We start from the raw sequence: 15,368 nt of genomic DNA, 5'->3' as shown, positions 1-15,368 counted from the left end.
GTCATTTAAGAAGCTTCGGAAGGTCCTGCGTGCAGCCATCAAGGTCGAAAAACGAAAGCGCGATGTCCTCACGGGCGTTCGGCGCTGTGTCATACCACAGCGCCGCATGTAGATCGGGGATCAGCAAGTGGGCCGGAGCCATGGCATTCTCCGAGAAGACCTGTGCGCTGCTGATATCGTAATGCGCATCGGCAACGATGACCGCCAGGTCAACGGCTTTGTCGAAGTAGCGTGCGCCCCCGAGGCGCACACCCTGTGCTGTGAATTGTTCCGTGTCGTAGCTGAGGAGCCCCGATGGACCAGCGCCCGACCCAGGCAATTCGGGGTGGAACCAGTACGTTCTCCCCGTTTTCTTGGAGAGGATGAAAAACCGCAGTGATCCGTCAGCCCTGCCATCCTTGACGAAGCCGGCACGCACCGCCTGATCGTGTCGCAGGGAATAGCGGGAGCCTGCAAGCGTGCAGCGTGCCGCGTCCGCAGCGTTGCCCACCGCGACCGCCGCAAGCATAAAGCCGTAGAATGCCGTGAGCATCGAGCGTCTCTTTACCGTCAGGGTGTCTTCCGGTCCGTACTGTAGATAGGAATAGTAGATCTTCGCCCAGCGCAAAAGCGTCGCCGGCGACGAATAGGCCGATCCCCGCCACGCGCTCGAGACGCTGGCGGAGGCGTCCGAGATCCGGATCACCGAAGCCAGTCACGACGCGATCGCGCGGCGCCAGGCGGGCATCGTCGCGGTCTCGGCCAGGACGTGCAGCAATTATCCCCCCGCCGCGCCGTCCCGCCGCAGCCGCCCCGGCGAGCCGCCGCAGATCCGGCGGAACGCCACGCCGAAGGCGCTTTCCGATCCATAGCCCAGCTCGCGCGCCAGCCGCGCGATCGGCGCGCCGGCGGCCAGCCGCTCCGCCGCCAGCAGCATGCGCCACCGCGCGACATAGGCGATCGGCGCCTCGCCACAGGCGCGGGCGAAGCGCTGGGCGAAGGCGGAGCGCGACAGGCCGGCGATCGCGGCGAGCGCCGCCACCGTCCAGCGCCGCCCCGGCTCGGCGTGGATCGCGCCCAGTGCGCGGGCGAGCGGCGGATCGGCCAGCGCCGCCAGCCAGCCGCCACGCCCTGCCGCCGCCGCGGCGGGCAGATGCAGCCGCAAGGCCTCGACGAGCAGGCTCTGCGCCAGATGGTCGGCGATCAGCCGCCCGCCCGGGCGGGGCGCGCGCAACTCGGCCATCAGCCGTTCGACAAGCCAGAAAAGCCCCGATCCGCCGGGTTCGGCGGCAAGCCGCACCGTGCGGGGCAGCGCCGCCAGCAGCGGCCCGACGCCCGGCCCGGACAGCGCGAAATAGCCGCCCAGCCCGCGACAGCCGCCGCCGCCCTGGATCGTCGCCGTGGCGCCCGCGGCCATGGCGAAAAACCCGTCGAGATCGATCGCCGGGGCGTCGCGCGCGCTGCCCAGCACCAGCGCCTCGCCATGCGGCACGAGCAGAAAGTCGCCGGCCGCGAGCGCGATCGGCGCGGCGGCATCGCCCAGCCACAGGCCGCAGCCGCCGGCCTGAACGGCGTAGCAGCGCAGCACCGCTTGCGCCGGAAGGCGCAGCGACCAGGCACCGCCGGCGTCGAGCCCGCGAAAGCCATAGGCGCGCGGCTTCACCAGCTGCAGCATGTCGGACAGGGGATCGGCGTGCATCGGTTTGGACGATCGCTACAGACTTGCGGGTACCCGATGATAGCGCGTCCAGCGTGCCGCTTCTATGCTTCATGCCATCGAAAAAGAGGAGGCGTGGATGGCGGGGCTTGCGGGGGTGCTGCACGATCCGGCGGCGCTGGTGCGCGCGGCGGGCTGGGCGATGCTGGCGCTGGTGCCGCCCGGCCTCTTATGGGCGCGCGGCGACCGGCGCCGGATCGGCGGCGAGCGCGTGGCGATCAAGCCCACCAAATTCGCGCTCTCGCTCGCCGTCTATCTTCTCACCATCGCCTGGATGCTCGGCTTCGCGCAGCCGGACCGCCTCGCCTCGCCGCTCGTCCAGGGCGCGGCGCGCGGGCTGGTCGCCACCGCGCTGGTGGAGATGCTGTGCATCACCGGCCAGGCGGCGCGCGGCCGGCGTTCGCACTTCAACCTCGCCACGCCGCTCGATCGCGCGATCTCCGCTCTGATGGGGCTCACCGCGCTGCCCTTTGTCGGCCTGTTGCTGCCGCTTGCCTGGGCGATCGCGCGCGCGCCGCGCCCGGGGGCGCCGCCGCTGCTGATCGCGGGGATCGTCGCCGGCCTGGTCCTCACCACCCTGCTCGCGACCATGACCGCGCCGGGGCTTGGCCGCAGCGCCGGGTCGCCAGGGGCGGCACGATGGCGGCCGCGCCTCGCGCATGGCCTCGGCGTCCATGCGCTCCAGGCGATCCCGCTCCTGGCGCTGCTGGCGGGCGCGGCGGGCCGCGCGGCGGGGGGGCCGCTGCTGCTGCTCGCCACGGCCGGCTATGCCCTGCTGACGCTGCGCCTGCTCGGCCCGGCTCCGAAGCCGGCCGCCGCCACCCCCGCCGCCGCCGCCGCGCCCAAGGGGCCGAGCCCGGCCTAGAGCCAGTCCGCCATGCGCAGCGTGACGGTGCGGCGCACGCCGCCGCGCGTCAGGTCCAGGCTGATGCTGGGCGGGTTGCCGGTGCGCACCCGCCGCAGCGCGGCGGCGAAGCTCGGCGGATCCTCGATCCGGTCGCCGGCCTCCACCCCCGCCAGCGCGGCGGGGCTGCCCGTGCCCACGATCGTCACGATCGCGCGGCCCTCCGCCCCCGGCTCCAGCCACAGGCCGGCGCGGCCATAGCTTTCGGTCGGAACCGGCTGGCGGCTGCGCGCCGCCCAGAGGCGGTTGTGCAGCACATCGGTGGAAAGATTGAGCAGGCGGATGAAGGGCAGGCCGATCAGCGCGTCATGATCGGTGATCGACGATGTCTGGTCCGGATCCATCAGCGTCACCAGCGGACGGTCTACGGTGAGCGGCCCGAGCGCGAAGCGGCCGGCGCGCACCTGCCGGCTCATCTTCGCCGCCGCGCCGCCAAAGCCGTTGGTGCGCCTCGGCGAGAAGGGCCGCCCGTCGGAAAACAGGCCGGAGCGGCGCGTGCCGCCGGGCAGGAACAGCAGGCCGGTGGGCGATCCCGTGTCCAGCAGGCATTTATACGCAACGCCGTCCAGCGTCGCCGTCACCGTCAGCCGGGGCGTGAAGCGCGTGGCGTCGCCGCGTGCGCCGATGCTCGAGGCGAGCGCCTCATAGCCGTCGCGCGGGGGATGGCCGCCGCGGGGCCAGAGCCGCCATTGATCGGCGTCGAAATCGAGATCGCTGTCGCGCGTGGTGAACAGGCCCGAGGCGAGCAGCCCGGCCGCCTCAGGCGGCAGCCCGCGCCCGAAATCATAGCTGGCGAAGGCGACCACCGATTCGCCGATCGACCCGCCGAAGACGACATCGCGGGCGATGTAGAGCGTGCCGATCACCTTGTTCTTGCCCAGGCCGCCCAGCAGCTGGCCACCGGCCGCCTGCAATTTGAGCGCCTTGGCGATGTCCGGCCGGATATAGGCGAAGCCCGCGCCGGTATCGATCACGAAGAGGAGCGGCGGCCCGCCCCGGATCGAGGCCGCCAGCCAGAGCCGCCCATCCTCGACGAGAATCGGGCTGGTGACGGCCGCCCCCGGCTCCGCCCCGGCGAGGGCGCGGCCGCCCGGCAGGGCGGCGGCGGCGGCCGTGCCCGCCAGAAAGGCGCGTCGGCTGAAAGGAACGTCCTGCATGCGCGGCACCCGGCTCCTTCCGGCGCGCGACCGGCCGGTGCCGTGGACGATAGGCGGCCGGAGGCGGCGGCGCCAGCCCCGCCCCGCTCAGCGGGCCTCGCCGCGCCCCGTCGCCGCCCAGTAGATGCCGCCCATCAACTGGTCGAGATAATGGGGGTCGCGGTACATCTCGACATTATGGCCGAGCAGCGTCACGAAGACGCGGCCCTTCTCGTAGGAATGGAACCAGGCGACGGGATGATCCGGCCCCATCGGCTCGGCATGCTGGCCCGGCCAGATCTTGGTCGGATCATAGCTGCGCTCGTCCACCCGCAGCACCGGCGTGATCGCCACCTGATAGGGATTGCTGGTGACATAATATTCGTCGCTCCAGATCCAGCGGTCGGGCAGGCCGAAGGTGGCGGGGAAGCCGGGATCGGCCTTGGTCACCACCGCCGTCTGCAGCATCGGATGGATGACGAAGCGCCGGCCGACGAGCCGCTCATACCAGGGCCAGACGCCCGGCGGCGTGATCGCGGCGCGATGGACGATGATCGCGTTGCCGCCACCGCGCATATAGGCCTCGAAGGCGGCGCGCTGGGCGGGGTTCAGCTCCTCGCCCGGCGTGTTGAGGAACATCACCGCCGCATATTGCTTGAGATCGCCCTCGAACGTCTTGGGATCGTTCGTCCACTGCATCTCAAAGGCATGGAGCTTGGCGAGATGCTCCAGGCTGTCGCGCGCGACGGGAATATATTCGTAATGATATTTGTTGGGGATGGAGAAGACGAGCAGCTTATATTGGCTGTCCGCCCAGGCGGCGGTGCCGAGCAGCAGCCCGGCCAGCGCCAACAGGCCGCGCACCATCACCCGCATCGCCGCTCTCCCAAGGTCCGCAGCCAGCCTAGATCAGCGCGCCAAGCCGCTACAAGCCATTGTAAGACCATGGTCTCTCCAGGGTTCGGGAGCCCCGCGCCGGTCCGGCCGTTACCTTGGCCTATGGTTTCCGCCGCCGCCCCCGCCGCCGGTCCGGCCGGCGCGCTGAAGCACGCGCTCGCCCGCGCCGTCACCGATATCTTCCACGATCCCGCGCGCGGCGATCTCCGCGTGGCGCGCCGCGCCGACGGGCTGTTCGGCCCGCGCTCGGTGGCGTGGCGCGTGCATGGCGATGTCACCGGCATGACGACGGGCGGCATCGCCGGCCTGCTGATGCAGATGCTCCACCCCGCCGCCCTGGCCGGGGTGTGGGATCATTCCAGCTTCCGCGCCGATCTGCTCGGCCGGCTGCGCCGCACCGTGCGCTTCATCGAGACGACCACCTATGGCAGCCGCGTCGAGGCCGAGGCGGCGATCGCGCGGGTGCGCGCCATCCACGCGCGCATCGCCGGCCGGCTGGCGGATGGCACCCCCTATAGCGCCAGCGATCCGACGCTGCTCGCCTGGGTCCATGTCTGCGAAAGCTGGTGCTTCCTGGCCGGCTGGCGCCACTATGCCGAGCCGCGCATGCCCGTCGCCGCGCAGGACCGCTATTTTGCCGAGCTGGCGCGCGTGGGGGCCGCGCTTGGCGCCGATCCGGTGCCCCGCAGCCGCGCCGAGGCGGCGGCGCTGATCGCCGCGCTGCGCCCCGCGCTCCGTGTGGACGCCCGCACGCGCGAGACCGCCGCGCTCATCCTGCGCGCGCCCGCGCCGACGCCGGGGCTGGATCCGCTCCGCCGGCTGACGCTGCGCGCCGCCTGCGCGCTGCTGCCGCCCTGGGCGCGGCGGATGCATGGCTTCGCCGAGCCGCGCCTGCCGGCGCCGCTGCTCACCGCCGGCACCCGCGCCATGGGGGCGGCGGTGCGCTGGGCGCTCGCCTGACGCTCAGGCGGCGGCGTTCTGGGCCAGGGCCGCGCCCGCGCCGAGATCGCGCGCCAGCCAGGTGCGGAGCGCGGGCAGCGGCATCGGCCGCGCGAACAAATAGCCCTGCACCAGCCGATAGCCCAGTTCCTGCAGGCGGAGCAGCTGCTCCTCGCTCTCCACCCCCTCGATCACGCAATCCAGCGCGAGGTTGCGGCACAGGCCGAAAATGGCGGTGACGATGTTGCGCCCTGAAACATCCTGGAGATCGGCGGCGAAGCTGCGGTCCACCTTGATCTTGTCGAGCGGCAGCAGGCGCAGATAGCCGAGCGAGGAATAGCCGGTGCCGAAATCGTCGAGCGCGATCTGCGCGCCCAGGGCGCGCAGCCGGCGCATCGCCGCGACCGCGCGATCGAAATCGCGCATCAGCGCGGTCTCGGTCAGCTCGAAGGTGATGCGCGCCGCCGGCACCGGGCCGGTGGTGATCGCCTCCACCAGCGCCGCGATCGTCTCGGGCGAGGCGATGTCGAGCGCCGAAAGGTTGAAGGAGAGGCCGATCTCCTGGGGCAGCTGCGCCGCCGCCGCGCTCGCCTTGCGGAACAGGCTGAGCGTGATCGCGCGGATCAGCCCCAGCCGCTCGGCGGTGGGGATGAACTGGTCCGGCGGCACGCGGCCCAGCAGCGGGCTGGTCCAGCGCGCCAGCGCCTCGACGCTGATGACGCGCATCGCCGCGGTGTCGATGATCGGCTGGAAATGCACGTCCAGCTCGGCATCGAGATCGGCCTCCTGCAACGCCGTCTCGATCGCACGCTCCGAACGGATGGCCGTCTCATGCTCGAGCGAGAACAGCGCCGCGCCGCCGCGGCCGTGCGACTTGGCATGGTAGAGCGCGTAGTCGGACCGGTCGAACAGGGCATGGGCGCTGGTCCCCGCCTCGGGATAGGCGGCGAGGCCGCACGAGCAGCCGATGGTGATGCGGATATCGTCAAGCTGGAACGGCATGGTCAGCGCGTCGCAGAAGCTCTGGCCGATCGCCTGGGCGTGATCGACATCGTCGACCAGGGTCATGCCGAACTCGTCGCCGCCCAGCCGCGCGATCAGCATCGAGGGGGTGGCGAGCCCGCGCAGCCTTTCCCCCACCTGTGTCAGCAGCCGATCGCCCACCACATGGCCGTGCGTGTCGTTGACCGGCTTGAACCGGTCGAGATCCAGCACGCCCACCACGAAGCGGCCGCCGCTCGCATTGCGCTCGGCGAGCATCGCCTCCAGCCGCGCGAGAAAATAGCGGCGGTTGGGCAGGCCGGTGAGGCTGTCGGTATGGGCGAGCAGCGCATTCTCGCGCCCCAGCCGCTCGCTCTCGGCCTGGCGCGCGCCAAGCTCCTCGCGCGAGCGGACCAGCGCGGTGAAGGCGCGGAAGCTGTTGAACATCACCTGCACCATCACCAGCGTGACGGCGGCGATGTTGAGCGCGATCGCGGTCCACACCGTGTCGCCGCTCGGCAGATAGTGGACAAGATAGGCGCCGGTCACGATCACCGTCACCGCCAGCGCCGCCTGGGGCAGGCAGATCAGGCAGAAGATGCAGCCGATCACGGTGATGGCGATGAACAGCGCGACATGGGCGCGCTCCATCGGGCCGCCATAATCGTCCAGCGCCACCGCCCAGCCGACATAGCCGGCGGCGAGCACTGCCGAGAGCAGGGTGGTGCGCCGCAAGGCGCGGCGCGCGCCCAGCCCGTCCGGCTGCTGCCGCGTCCCCACCGTCAGCCAATGGACCATGCGCACGGCGGACAGCGAGGCGAGCGCCACCGCCGCCCACAGCGTCAGCCACAGCGGCGCGACCGCGCGATGCGTATAGGCGACGGCGGCCCCGTTGACGATCAGCAAGGCATAGAGGAAGGGCACCTGCCGCCGCATCTCGCGCCATTGCGCCACCGCGACGGCATCGTCCGGCGTCCCGATTCGCGTCCATTCGGGCAAGGCAAAAACCATTGCGACGCTATAATCCCCATCAATCCCGCCGCACGATTCCTCCAACAGTCTTAAACTTTCCTCCCCGCCGCTCCGGAAGTTCTACGGCTACGACCATGGTCGCACGCGCATCGCCGGTCCGCGCAACCGGGGCGGCTCCAGGACGTTGACCCGCGATCGGAGGAGATTCGGATGCGCGTTCCCCACAAGAGTGTCGTGCTCGTCGTCGATGGCCGGAAGTCTCTTTTCTTCCAGAATCAGGGCGATGCCGACCAGCTCAACCTGCAGCTCGTCAGCGGCCAGGAACATGCCGACCTGCCCGATCGCGAGCAGAAGCGCGACGCCCAGGGCCGCAAGACAAGCTCGACCGGCATTGGCGGCGACGACACCAGCGAGACGGATTTCCACCAGCAGGAGGAGGACCGCTTCGCCGCCGACACCGCCGAAGAATTGCGTCGGCGTGCCTTGTCGGGCGAATTTGAGCAACTTATCGTGGTCGCCGCGCCCAAGACGCTGGGCGAGTTGCGGAAACATTATCACAAAGAGGTCGAGACGAGGCTGTTGGGCGAGCTGGCGAAGGATCTGACCGGCCATAGCGTGCCCGACATCGAGAAAATCCTGCTCTCCAACTAGAGGCCCGACGATGAGCGACGACCACGAGCACAAGATCCGGGAACGCGCCTACGCCCTGTGGGAGGATGAAGGCAGGCCCCATGGCCGGCACGACGACCATTGGGCGCGCGCCGCGGGCGAAGTTGGCGGTGCCGACGCGCAGCCGGCGTCCGCGAAGAAGCCGGCCGCGCGCAAGCCCAAGGCCGCCGCGTCCGAGCCGGACACGGTCGCCACGGCCGAGACCGGAGAGGCGCCGGCGCGCAAGAGCACGCGCAAGCCGCCCGCCGCGCCGGCCGCTGCTCCCGCCCCGGCCGCGGACGCCGTGCCCGCCGCCGCCGCCGAGCCCGTCGCCACGGCTTCGGCCGCGCCCGCCAAGAAGCCCGCCGCCCGACGCGCCAAGCGGGGCTGATCCCAGACGGCGGCGCGCGGGCTCAGCGCGCCGCCGCGATCCGGCGGTAGAGGTCCAGATAGCGGTCGGCCATATGGTCGATCGAGAAGCGCGCCGCCACCGCCGCGCGGCACGCGGCGCGATCGATCTCGGCGAGGCGCGGCACCGCCGCGATCGCCTCCTCGATGTCGTCCACCAGAAATCCCGTGACGCCATGCTCGATCAGCTCGGGCATCGAGCCGCGCCGCATCGCGATCACCGGCGTGCCGCACGCCATCGCCTCGATCACCGACAGGCCGAAGGGTTCGTCGAAATTGATGAGGTGGAGCAGGCCGGCGGCAGCGCCGAGCATGGCGGTGCGCGCTGCGCCGCCGACCGCGCCGACATGGGCGATCCGCTCGCCGTCGAGCGCCGGCGCCACCTCCCTGTCGTAATAGCCCTGGTCCTGCACGATGCCCGCCATGCGCAGCCGCCGCCCGGTGGCGCGCGCCACCGCGATCGCCTCCGCCGCGCCCTTGTCGGGGTGCATCCGCCCGAAGAAGAGCAGGTCCGCGCTGCCGATCGGATCGAAGGGAAAATCCTCCAGCGGGATGCCGTGATGGATGGTGGCGGCGTAGCGCAGATCGGGCGCGCGATCGGCCGCGCTGATCGCCACATAGTGCACCCGGTCCTGATAGGCGCGGTAGATCGGCAGGATCCGTTCCGAGGAAAAGCCGTGGATGGTGGTGACGACCGGCGTCTCCACCAGCCGCGAAAAGGCGAGCGGCACGAAATCGGCCTGGTTGTGGATGATGTCGAACGCGGCCGCCTGTTCGAAGACATGGCCGACATGCAGCATCTCCCACACCTTGGCGTCGATGCTGGGATCTTCGGAATAGGGCGCCGGCACCACGCCCGCGCGCCGGCCGGCGGTGAGGCTGTCCTGGGTGGCGAACAGGGTCACGTCCACGCCGCGCGCCACCAGCGCCTCCGTCAGCAGGCTCGTCACCAGCTCCCAGGGGCCATAATGGCGCGGCGGCGTGCGCCACGAAATCGGCGCCAGCATCGCGATGCGCATCACCCCTCCCTCAGCAGAACAAGCCCTTCATGGCCGCGCAGCCGGATCGCGTCATGCCCCACCTCGCTCGGCCCGGCGAGCGTGGACAGCAGCGGCCGCACCGGCCCTTCGCAATCGAAGCGCGCCGGCCAGCCGCCCAGGTTGAGCACCACCACCAGCCGCTCCGCCCCCAGGCGCCGCTCATAGGCGAGAATGTCGCCATCCGCCTCCAGCCCGATGAAGTCGCCCGTGGCGAGCGCCGGATAGGCGCGCCGCAGCGCCAGCAGCGCCTGATGGAGGCGCAGCATGGAGTTCGGATCCTCGGCCTGGGCGGCCACGTTGCGCGTGCGCCAGTCGGGGTTGAGCGGAAGCCAGGGCGCGCCGGTGGTGAAGCCGGCGCCCGGCGCCGCGCTCCACGGCATCGGCGTGCGCACCGGATCGCGCCCCAGCCCGAGCCCGGGCTCGCGCAGTTCGCGCGGATCCTGCACCCGCTCGGGCGGGATCGGCACATCCTCGAGGCCAAGCTCGTCGCCATAATAAAGGGTCGGCGTGCCGCGCAGCGTCAGCAGCAGCATCGCCGCCACCCGCGCCTGATCCGGCCCGACCCGGCTGGCGATGCGCGCGCGATCATGATTGCCCAGCACCCAATTGGGCCAGCCATGCGCGGGCAGCGCGGCCTCATAGTCGGCGATCAGCCGGCTCAGCGCGCGCGCATTCCACGCCGCCTCGATCAGCTGGAAGTTGAAGGGCAGATGGACGCCCTCGCCGGGCGCGGCGCCGTAATAGCGCATCAGCCGCACCACCGGCAGATAAATTTCGCCGATCAGCACGCGCTCCGCGCCCGGCGTGGAATAGTGGTCGGCGATCGCGCGCATCTCGGCGGCGATCGCGTGGACTTCGGGCTGGTCGGTGGAATGGAGCTGGAGCAGGCTGTGCATCTCGCCCATCTCGGGGCGATAGTCCGGATTGGGCGGATTGTCCGGCAGCCCCTCGGCCTTCACCATGTGCCACAGGACATCGATGCGGAAGCCGTCCACCCCGCGCGCCAGCCAGAAGCGCAGCACGTCCATCATCGCCGCGCGCACCGCCGGGTTGCGCCAGTTGAGATCGGGCTGCTCCTTGAGGAAGGCGTGCAGATAATATTGGCCGGTGGCGTCGTCCCAGGTCCAGGCCGAGCCGCCGAAATCGCTGATCCAATTGTTGGGCGGGCCGCCGCCTGGCGCCGGATCGCGCCAGATATACCAGTCGCGCCGGGGATTGTCGCGCGAGGCGCGGCTCTCCAGAAACCAGGGATGCTGGCTGGAGCTGTGGTTGGGCACGAAATCGAGCAGCAGTTTCAGCCCGCGCGCATGCGCCGCCGCGATCAACCGGTCGAAATCGGCGAGCGTGCCGAAGCGCGGGTCGATCCCGCAATAATCGGCCACGTCATAGCCAAAATCCGCCATGGGCGACGGGAAGATCGGCGACAGCCACACGGCGTCCACGCCAAGCGCCACGCAATGATCCAGCCGCGCCTCGATGCCGGCCAGATCGCCGATGCCGTCGCCGTCGCTGTCCTGGAAGGATCGGGGATAGATTTGGTAGATCACCCCGGCTTGCCACCAGTGCGTCATGCGAAGCGCGCCTTGGCGATGCGCGTTAGCCGGCAGGCGAGATCGGCCTCGCCGCTGGCGACCAGATAATGATCGCCGGCATCCACCATCCCAGTCGAGAAGACCACGGGGGTCGGCAGGTACATCTGATGCGCGATCGGCGCGGTGAGCACGGGATCGGCCTCGATCAGCGGCGTCTCATCCTCCACGCGCAGCAGGCGGCTGGGATCGTCGCGGTCGAGCAGCGCCCAGAAGCTGCGGTAGATGCCGACCGTCTCGCGCTGCTCGACGCCGTGATACAGGGTCAGCCAGCCCGCCTCGGTCAGGATCGGCGGCGTGCCGCCCCCCACCTTCATCGCCGAGCTCGACCCTTTGCGGCCGCGCAGCCCCGGCGCCTCCACCGGCTTCCAGTGCAGCGCATCGGGCGAGCGCGCGAAATTGATCGAGGGGCCGCCGGCATAGGGGCTGTCCGGGGGATAGGCGAAATAGACCTCGCCGAGCGGCCTGGTGAGCGCCCAATAATAGCCCTGCACCGTTCCTTCGAACAGCAGCATGTCCTTGTTCTGGTGATCGAGCACCATGGCCTCGAGGCGATAGTTGAGCCCGTCCTCCGAACTATGCAGGCTGGTGCAGTGGCGCTCGGCCGAGACCGAGCAGACCGTCATGAACCAGCGCGCGCCGATCCGGCTGATCCGCGCATCCTCCACGCCATAATCCTGGTAGGAGGCGGCGGGCTCGATCGCCTTGTCATAATGGATCGCAAGGATCGCCTCGCCCGCGGCGTCCAGCTCCACCGGCAGCAGCCAGGACAGCGAGGTGAGCGCGAGCTGGCGATGCGCCCCGGCGCGCAGCGCGAACTGGCGCGGATCGGTCATGTCCACGCCCGCCATGGGGTGGGCGTCGAGCGCATAGCCCTCGGGCGTCCAGCGGATCGCGCGCACGCCCTCGTCGCGCACCGGCTCGGCCAGCGCTTCGGCGACGCGCACCATCAGCAGCAGATTGCCATTGGCGAGCCGGGTCATGCCGGGGTTGAAGGCGCCCAGCACATAGGTCGGCTCGGAAATGCCGCGACGCAGCGGCGACCGCGTGAGATCGACCTGGTCGGGCCGGAAGATCAGTACATCCTCGCGCATCATCACCCCTCTCACATACCGCACATACGGCAGGCGCGCGTCGATGTTCCCGCCGCCGCGGGCCTGCCGCCGCCGGAAAAGACCTCTGCCAGACCTAATATAGATTATTCCCAGCCGTAACGACGCTAAGATAAACCATGTTATAATTCCCGAAAAATCAGGAACCTCCCAAAGCCTGCCTCATTACCGCCCAAAGCTCTCCGGGAGACAGCCATGTTCATGCACAACAAGCGCCTGCAATATACCGTGCGCGTCAGCGAGCCCAATCCTCGTCTGGCCTGCCTGATGCTGGAGCAGTTCGGCGGCGCCGACGGTGAATTGGCGGCGGCGATGCGCTATTTCACGCAAGGTCTTACCGAGGAGGATCCGGGCCGCAAGGACATGCTGCTCGATATCGCCACCGAGGAGCTGAGCCATTTGGAGGTGATCGGTTCGATCATCGCGATGCTCAACAAGGGCGCGCGCGCCGAATTGTCCGAGGCGGCGCGGTCCGAGGCGGAGCTGTTCCGCGAGATCGGCGCCTCGGGGATCAGCGCCAAGGAAGCGATCCTGTTCGGCGGCGGCGCCGCGCTGATCGATTCCGCCGGCGCGCCCTGGAGCGCCAATTATATCGACAGCCGCGGCGAGCCGACGGTCGATCTGCGCTCCAACATCGCCGCCGAGGCGCGCGCGAAGATCGTGTATGAGCGGCTCATCAACATCACCGACGATCCCGGCATCAAGGAAGCGCTCGGCTTCCTGATGACGCGCGAGGTGGCGCACCAGAAGAGCTTCGAGAAGGCGCTTTACGCCATCGCCGACAATTTCCCGCCCGGCAAGCTGCCCGGGGTCGAGCAATATGCGAGCCTCTACGTCAACACCTCGCAGGGCGAGGGCGATCTCACCGGGCCGTGGAACAGCGGCGCGCAATGGGACCGGATCGACGATCTCACCGAGACCATGCCGATCGATGGCGGCACGGGCATCCCCACGGTGACGCTCAGCCCCGACCAGGTCGAGGTCGCCGAGCAGATGGCGCTGCGCCTCGCCTCGGTGCCCGAGGACCGGCTCACCGGCGCGGAGATCGGCGCCGGGCCGGGCGCCGGCCGCACCTCGACGGGCGACAAGGGCGGCGCGGCGGACATCGCCGAGGCCAGCAGCACCGCCCGCGCCATGTCGTTCTGAGCCGCAAGAGGATCCATCATGGCCAGCTCCGCCCGGATCGAGACCGTCCGCGACCTGTTCGTCACGGGCCTGCGCAACGCACATGCGCTGGAACATCAGGCCCTCGCCCTGATGGACCGGCAGATCGAGCATCTCGCCCGCTATGCCGAGGTCGAGAGCCGGCTGCGCAGCCATCGCGGCGAAACCGAGCGCCAGATCGAGCGGCTCGAGACGATCCTGGCGGGGCTTGGCGAAACCCATTCGGCGCTCAAGGACGCGACCATGGCCTTTTCCGGCAATCTCGCCGCGATCGCCCATGTCTTCGCGCCCGATGAGATATTGAAGAACAGCTTTGCCAATTTCGCCTTCGAGAATTTCGAGGCGGCGAGCTACAAGGCGCTGATCACCATGGCCGAGGAAGGCGGCTACGCCGAGGCGGTGCCGCTGCTGCGGCAGACGCTGGACGAGGAGCTCGCCATGGTGCGCTTCCTCGACGAGACGCTGCCGCTGGTGGTGACCAAATATATCACGCTGCGCGCGGCGGGCGACACCGCCAGCCACTGATCCGCCCCGCCCCGCGCGCCGCACCGCTCAGGCGGCGCGCGGGGCATCATCCGTAACAGCCCTTAAGGGCGGCCGCGGCGACGATGCGGTATCAGAGCGCGTCCCAATCGATCGGGCCGGCCTTGGCCAGGGGCCGGCCCGCGTCGGGGAGGGGATATTTGAGCCCGGTGGCGCAATTGAACAGCAGCACCCGATCCTCGCGCCGCGCGAGGCCGCGCGCCAGCGCCAGCTCATAGGCCGCGAGCGTCGCGCCGCCCTCGGGGCAGAGCAGCAGGCCGTCCGCTCGGCCGGCTTCGGCCACCGCCGCCTCAATCGCCGCATCCTCCACCGCGATCGCGAAGCCGCCGCTGGCGCGCACCGCGTCGAGGATCAGGAAATCGCCAACCGCCTGCGGCACGCGGATGCCGGCGGCGACGGTATGCGCATCCTCCCAGCGCGTGGCGTGTCGCGCCCCGCTTTCGAAGGCGCGCACGATCGGCGCGCAGCCCGCCGCCTGCACCGCCACCATGCGCGGCCGCTCGGGCCCGATCAGCCCCAGCGCCTCCAGCTCGTCGAACGCCTTCCACATGCCGATCAGCCCGGTGCCGCCGCCGGTGGGGTAGAAGATCATGTCCGGCAGCCGCCAGTCGAGCTGCTCCGCCAGCTCGAGCCCCATCGTCTTCTTGCCCTCGATTCGGTACGGCTCCTTGAGCGTCGAGAGATCGTACCAGCCGCGCCGCTTCGCCCCCTCGGCGACGAGCTTGCCGCACTCGTCGATCAGCCCGTCGACGCGATAGACGCGCGCGCCCTGCGCGGCGATCTCGCGGACGTTGATCTCGGGCGTGTCGGCCGGGCAGAAGATCACCGCCTCCATGTCCGCGCGGCGCGCATAGGCGGCGGCGGCGGCGCCGGCATTGCCGTTGGTGGGCATGGCGATCACGCGCACGCCGAGCGCCTTGGCCATGCTGATCGCCATCACCAGCCCGCGCGCCTTGAACGAGCCGGTGGGCAGCCGGCCCTCGTCCTTCACCAGCAGTTCGGCCGCGCCCAGCCGCGCCGCCACGCGCGGCAGCGGCACGATCGGCGTGTCCTGCTCGCCAAGGCTCACAATGTCGGCGGCGTCGCGCACCGGCAGCAGTTCGCGCCAGCGCCAGAGATCGCGCGGGCGTTGCGCCAGCACCGTCGCGGAGAGCGCCGCGCGCGCCCCGTCGAGATCATAGCGGACGAGAAGCGGCCGCCCCGCCGCCGACAGGCCATGGCGCTGGTCGGCGGGGTAGATCTCGCCGGTCAGCGAACATTCGAGATGGCGGACGAAGCTGGGCCGCGCGGCGGTGAGATTGGCATCGTGACGCATAAACTCTCCTTGCCGGGCTCCGGC

At 70.2% G+C, this 15,368-nt stretch carries 15 protein-coding genes; 6 read left to right on the top strand and 9 right to left on the bottom strand.

The annotated features are described in order from the left end of the window. Position 1 precedes the first annotated feature (1 nt). A complete protein-coding gene (locus tag LHA26_RS08865; RefSeq protein ID WP_252165268.1) occupies positions 2-685 on the bottom strand; it encodes a hypothetical protein in 684 nt (227 codons plus the stop codon). 72 nt (positions 686-757) lie between these two features. Beyond that, a complete protein-coding gene (locus LHA26_RS08860) occupies positions 758-1,678 on the bottom strand; it encodes an AraC family transcriptional regulator (protein ID WP_252165267.1) in 921 nt (306 codons plus the stop codon). A 97-nt stretch (positions 1,679-1,775) separates the two neighbouring features. Here LHA26_RS08860 and LHA26_RS08855 point away from each other — a divergent pair, with 97 nt between their 5' ends. Beyond that, positions 1,776-2,561, top strand: a complete 786-nt coding sequence (locus LHA26_RS08855; protein WP_252165266.1) for a hypothetical protein — start codon at positions 1,776-1,778, stop codon at positions 2,559-2,561. Here the strand turns inward: LHA26_RS08855 and LHA26_RS08850 are convergent. Next, positions 2,558-3,757: an aspartyl protease family protein gene (locus LHA26_RS08850; RefSeq protein WP_252165265.1), complete on the bottom strand. Its 1,200-nt coding sequence runs from the start codon at positions 3,755-3,757 to the stop codon at positions 2,558-2,560. The two genes, LHA26_RS08855 and LHA26_RS08850, sit on opposite strands and share 4 nt — an antisense overlap. 87 nt (positions 3,758-3,844) lie before the next feature. Further along, positions 3,845-4,612, bottom strand: coding sequence for a ThuA domain-containing protein (locus tag LHA26_RS08845; protein WP_252165264.1), 768 nt, complete (start codon positions 4,610-4,612; stop codon positions 3,845-3,847). A 123-nt stretch (positions 4,613-4,735) separates the two neighbouring features. On the opposite strand from LHA26_RS08845, the gene LHA26_RS08840 reads away from it, so the two are divergent. Further along, positions 4,736-5,593 carry an oxygenase MpaB family protein gene (locus LHA26_RS08840; protein ID WP_252165263.1) on the top strand — a complete coding sequence of 286 codons (858 nt, stop codon included), beginning with the start codon at positions 4,736-4,738 and terminating at the stop codon, positions 5,591-5,593. Positions 5,594-5,596: 3 nt separating this feature from the next. On the opposite strand, the gene LHA26_RS08835 is transcribed toward LHA26_RS08840, so the two are convergent. Further along, positions 5,597-7,564, bottom strand: coding sequence for a putative bifunctional diguanylate cyclase/phosphodiesterase (locus tag LHA26_RS08835; protein WP_252165262.1), 1,968 nt, complete (start codon positions 7,562-7,564; stop codon positions 5,597-5,599). A 195-nt stretch (positions 7,565-7,759) separates the two neighbouring features. Between LHA26_RS08835 and LHA26_RS08830 the strand changes: the two genes are divergently transcribed. Next, positions 7,760-8,176, top strand: a complete 417-nt coding sequence (locus LHA26_RS08830; RefSeq protein ID WP_367890711.1) for a host attachment family protein — start codon at positions 7,760-7,762, stop codon at positions 8,174-8,176. A gap of 10 nt (positions 8,177-8,186) precedes the next feature. Further along, entirely contained in the window at positions 8,187-8,564 is a 378-nt protein-coding gene (locus tag LHA26_RS08825; protein ID WP_252165260.1) for a DUF2934 domain-containing protein, read from the top strand. A gap of 22 nt (positions 8,565-8,586) precedes the next feature. Here LHA26_RS08825 and LHA26_RS08820 read toward each other — a convergent pair whose 3' ends face one another. The 3 genes from LHA26_RS08820 to LHA26_RS08810 are packed head-to-tail and all read right to left on the bottom strand — an operon-like array spanning position 8,587 to position 12,304. Continuing rightward, complete coding sequence (locus LHA26_RS08820) at positions 8,587-9,600, bottom strand: glycosyltransferase family 4 protein (RefSeq protein ID WP_252165259.1); 1,014 nt, start codon at positions 9,598-9,600, stop codon at positions 8,587-8,589. Then, positions 9,600-11,192, bottom strand: a complete 1,593-nt coding sequence (locus tag LHA26_RS08815) for an alpha-amylase family glycosyl hydrolase (protein WP_252165258.1) — start codon at positions 11,190-11,192, stop codon at positions 9,600-9,602. The genes LHA26_RS08820 and LHA26_RS08815 overlap by 1 nt, the downstream gene beginning before the upstream one ends. After that, positions 11,189-12,304 (bottom strand): glycoside hydrolase family 130 protein, encoded by a 1,116-nt coding sequence (locus LHA26_RS08810; RefSeq protein ID WP_252168333.1) that lies wholly within the window; start codon positions 12,302-12,304, stop codon positions 11,189-11,191. The genes LHA26_RS08815 and LHA26_RS08810 overlap by 4 nt, the downstream gene beginning before the upstream one ends. A gap of 213 nt (positions 12,305-12,517) precedes the next feature. Here LHA26_RS08810 and LHA26_RS08805 point away from each other — a divergent pair, with 213 nt between their 5' ends. Together LHA26_RS08805 and LHA26_RS08800 are read left to right on the top strand one after the other, a co-directional pair. Beyond that, the gene (locus LHA26_RS08805) at positions 12,518-13,468 is read left to right on the top strand and encodes a manganese catalase family protein (protein WP_252165257.1); all 951 of its coding nucleotides are present in this window, start codon (positions 12,518-12,520) and stop codon (positions 13,466-13,468) included. A gap of 18 nt (positions 13,469-13,486) precedes the next feature. Continuing rightward, on the top strand, positions 13,487-14,011 hold the full coding sequence (locus LHA26_RS08800) for a ferritin-like domain-containing protein (protein ID WP_252165256.1): 525 nt from the start codon (positions 13,487-13,489) through the stop codon (positions 14,009-14,011). 91 nt (positions 14,012-14,102) lie between these two features. On the opposite strand, the gene LHA26_RS08795 is transcribed toward LHA26_RS08800, so the two are convergent. Next, a complete protein-coding gene (locus LHA26_RS08795; protein ID WP_252165255.1) occupies positions 14,103-15,344 on the bottom strand; it encodes a threonine synthase in 1,242 nt (413 codons plus the stop codon). Between the last annotated feature and the right edge of the window lie 24 nt (positions 15,345-15,368).

Origin of the sequence: Sphingomonas morindae (assembly GCF_023822065.1) — a bacterium.
GTDB classification, from domain to species: domain Bacteria; phylum Pseudomonadota; class Alphaproteobacteria; order Sphingomonadales; family Sphingomonadaceae; genus Solisphingomonas; species Solisphingomonas morindae.
This window is presented reverse-complemented; position numbering and strand designations above follow the sequence as displayed.

What these genes read in the sequence shown, in the direction of transcription:
- LHA26_RS08850 (WP_252165265.1), bottom strand. Translation starts at nt 3,757, where the DNA reads ATGCAGGACGTTCCTTTCAGCCGACGCGCCTTTCTGGCGGGCACGGCC.
- LHA26_RS08805 (WP_252165257.1), top strand. Translation starts at nt 12,518, where the DNA reads ATGTTCATGCACAACAAGCGCCTGCAATATACCGTGCGCGTCAGCGAG.
- LHA26_RS08835 (WP_252165262.1), bottom strand. Translation starts at nt 7,564, where the DNA reads ATGGTTTTTGCCTTGCCCGAATGGACGCGAATCGGGACGCCGGACGAT.
- LHA26_RS08795 (WP_252165255.1), bottom strand. Translation starts at nt 15,344, where the DNA reads ATGCGTCACGATGCCAATCTCACCGCCGCGCGGCCCAGCTTCGTCCGC.
- LHA26_RS08825 (WP_252165260.1), top strand. Translation starts at nt 8,187, where the DNA reads ATGAGCGACGACCACGAGCACAAGATCCGGGAACGCGCCTACGCCCTG.
- LHA26_RS08820 (WP_252165259.1), bottom strand. Translation starts at nt 9,600, where the DNA reads ATGCGCATCGCGATGCTGGCGCCGATTTCGTGGCGCACGCCGCCGCGC.
- LHA26_RS08845 (WP_252165264.1), bottom strand. Translation starts at nt 4,612, where the DNA reads ATGCGGGTGATGGTGCGCGGCCTGTTGGCGCTGGCCGGGCTGCTGCTC.
- LHA26_RS08855 (WP_252165266.1), top strand. Translation starts at nt 1,776, where the DNA reads ATGGCGGGGCTTGCGGGGGTGCTGCACGATCCGGCGGCGCTGGTGCGC.
- LHA26_RS08840 (WP_252165263.1), top strand. Translation starts at nt 4,736, where the DNA reads ATGGTTTCCGCCGCCGCCCCCGCCGCCGGTCCGGCCGGCGCGCTGAAG.
- LHA26_RS08815 (WP_252165258.1), bottom strand. Translation starts at nt 11,192, where the DNA reads ATGACGCACTGGTGGCAAGCCGGGGTGATCTACCAAATCTATCCCCGA.
- LHA26_RS08800 (WP_252165256.1), top strand. Translation starts at nt 13,487, where the DNA reads ATGGCCAGCTCCGCCCGGATCGAGACCGTCCGCGACCTGTTCGTCACG.
- LHA26_RS08810 (WP_252168333.1), bottom strand. Translation starts at nt 12,304, where the DNA reads ATGCGCGAGGATGTACTGATCTTCCGGCCCGACCAGGTCGATCTCACG.
- LHA26_RS08860 (WP_252165267.1), bottom strand. Translation starts at nt 1,678, where the DNA reads ATGCACGCCGATCCCCTGTCCGACATGCTGCAGCTGGTGAAGCCGCGC.